A 2744-nucleotide genomic window follows, 5' to 3' on the forward strand; every position below is an offset into this window, starting at 1 on the left:
GAGGAGACATTGGTGTTGACGCCGGCGGTGACCTTGTACGATGCCACGATTTCCAGGACGTCGCCCTCGTCCGCCGCGACCCAGCCGGCGGGGAAGTGGACTCTTAGCAGATCGGTGCGCGGCGTGTTCACCTGGGGAGCGATCGGAACAGCGACGAGGGGCTTGTTGCTGACCAACACGTTGGCCTGGCTGAGGTTGACAACGGAGACGGATAGCGTGTAACTGTCCACGACCTCGTTCAGCCTGGAGCCGATCTCCACGTCCGCGACCACGTCGAAAGCAGCCCCTATCGTCACGGTGTCGACCGTGACGGACAGGTTGGGGTTTGTCGGGTAGACGGCTTTGATGTTGGCATCCCAGACACCGGCCATTGTTTACTCCTCGCTCTTCGAGCTGTCAGTGTTTCGGTCCGATGACGGCGGGCCGTGTGCACGTCCCGGCAGCATCGGAATGCTGGTGGGAAAGGTATTTATCGGACCAGAAAAACACATCTTCGCGGGTTGTTGGTGCGCTGGAGCGCGACTTCCCGGTTTCCCGGTTTCTCCTTGGTGGTAGCCGTTGGGTTTTAATCTAGCCCGCAATGGACTGCGCACTTTCAGCGCAGGCGAAGATTGGACGGTCCGCTTGGGTTGCTAATGAATTAACTGACGCTGTTGCGGACCCCGGGCCTGCACGGATGGTCCTTTGATGGCTATCGGGGGCCTGTCAGTACAGCAGATTTCCTGCTCTGTTGCCGCACTCGTACCTGCTCATACCTCCCCCCGTCGAGCGATGCGAGTAAGCACGGTTCCATCGTCGGTGTTCCGCAACGCGGACGTAGCGATGATGGAGTCATTTCTGTAGGTTCTCCGGGTGGCCGTGACGGACAGCCCGGCCGAGGCCACGAGCGTTGCGGCCTCGTGGGGAATGTATGCCAGGCGTTCCATCGACCATCGCGAGAATCTCGGTGAGAGGCGCTTGCTCTGTATGACCTGTCGACGGACAGCATAAATCCTAGCCGTATGGACCGGAAGGAGTTTTCTTGAAGTTGCTTAAAGTTATCGACAGCCGGGATGCGCATCCAGCGCGGGATGGTCTAGAGTTTGCGTAGTAGCAACATCATGTGACGTTCGCCTTGATGTATTGATTATTATTTTAATCGCTACGTCCGTTTTATGTAAGAATTTCCATGTTCCACGCTTTGTGGTCATCTTCAGAGTATGCGGCCTGACCCGGTGTGATCTGTTTTGCCACCAGTTTTCACCCGAAAGTGGGGCTGCTGGTTTCTTCGGGATCATCAAGATCTATTCATGCGGTGGATCCTTGTGGCTCGAGAAGCGAGCCGGTGTTACCAGCTGAGCTAAGTTACCTTGAGCAACCATTCTGCGTCGGTAGGCGAAACCCCGGCCAGGGACCGCCGTCGAGGCCGGTCGCACCAGCGCGGAAGCGGCCAGCTGGGCTCCGGCGGGGCCGCTCCCAGCGGCGGCGTGATGTTCTGAGATCGTGCCGGGTTGGGGCACCGTCGATAGCGAGTGATCTGCTCCAGGTCAGGACCGGACGTGGGGCGCCTGGTTCCGGCTGACCGTGTCGATGATCTGCGCGGTCGGGCCGACGACCAGGAGCTCGTCACCTGGGCGGAGCCGGGTGTGTCGAGTCGGCCGGTAGTTGGGCGCGCGATCGGTGCTGCCGTCGTGCGCGGACGACGTGGCGACCGCGAGCATGCGGGTCCCGGTCGACAGTTCCTGGAGGGTCGGGCCGTCCAGGCCACCACCGGCGGTCACGGTGATCCGGGCGACGAGGAAGGGCTCCCGGTCGACGTAGAAGGTGCTCACCACCTCGTAGTCGAGGGCGGCGCCGACGAACCACGGGGTGGCCAGGGCGGATGCGCTGCGGGCGGTGTGGATGGCGAACCTGCGTTCGGCTTCGTCGCCAAGGGTCGTGTCGAAGATGCGCAGCACCACTCGTAGCCCAGCCTCGTCGTCATTCCCGGTCCCGGTCCCGGTTCCGGTTCCGGTCCCAGCGCTGACGCTGGAACCGGAACCGTCGGCCACGGGCACAGCGGTAGGCGGGGCGTGCCGACGTCGGCGCCAGCGCCCTCCTCGCCGCCGGGCGGTGAAATGATCGTTGAATGCCTCCCGAGCGGACAGCACGGCTTCCAGGTTCGCGACGTCGTCGCTGGTCAGGGCCGCGAGGGCGGCGGCTCGGGTGAGCCCGGCCTCCATCAGGGTCGCGCGGACGGTGGCGTCACCGAACACGACCGGTACCTTGAGGTCCCGGACGACCGAAAGGAACCGGTTGTTCTCGTTACGTTCGATGATCACAACGTCGCGCCCGGCGGTGAGCAGGCCTTCCACGGTGGCCAGCCCGACCGAACCGAGCCCGCAGACGATGACGTGGTCACGCGCGGTGGTGGCCCGTCCGCGCCCGATGGTTCGTTCCAGCCTGCGACTGATGATCACATTGGTGATGAACGCGTAGACGACCGCGATGGACAGCGCGCCGACGAGGATCAGCGCGACGCCGAACGCCTGTAACCAGCCGCCGGCCGCGCCGAAGTTGAAGTCGCCATAGCCGACGGTGGCCATTGTGGTGACGGTCAGGTAGAACGCGTCGAGCGGGCTGAAGTCCGGCGGCGCGGTCGGGTCGTTGTCCGCATACGTCAGGCTCAGCACCAGCGTGCCGATGGTCATGATGGTCAGCACGGCGCCGAGAGCGAGCCGGAACGGGCGGTCGAACTCGGCCGCGATGGTCACGGCCAGATCCCG

Annotated in this window: 2 protein-coding genes; both read right to left on the reverse strand. The window is 63.4% G+C overall.

Annotated features, from left to right (window positions below; all coding sequences use genetic code 11):
- A partial coding sequence (locus MJ785_RS01610) for a hypothetical protein (protein ID WP_239379940.1) occupies window positions 1–371 on the reverse strand: 371 nt, incomplete at its 3' end.
- A 1155-nt stretch (window positions 372–1526) separates the two neighbouring features.
- Window positions 1527–2744, reverse strand: a 1218-nt coding sequence (locus MJ785_RS01615) for a TrkA family potassium uptake protein (protein ID WP_239379941.1), incomplete at its 5' end; no start/stop codon positions are given.

It is taken from the genome of Protofrankia sp. CiT1 (assembly GCF_917627335.1).
Classification (GTDB): domain Bacteria; phylum Actinomycetota; class Actinomycetes; order Frankiales; family Frankiaceae; genus Protofrankia.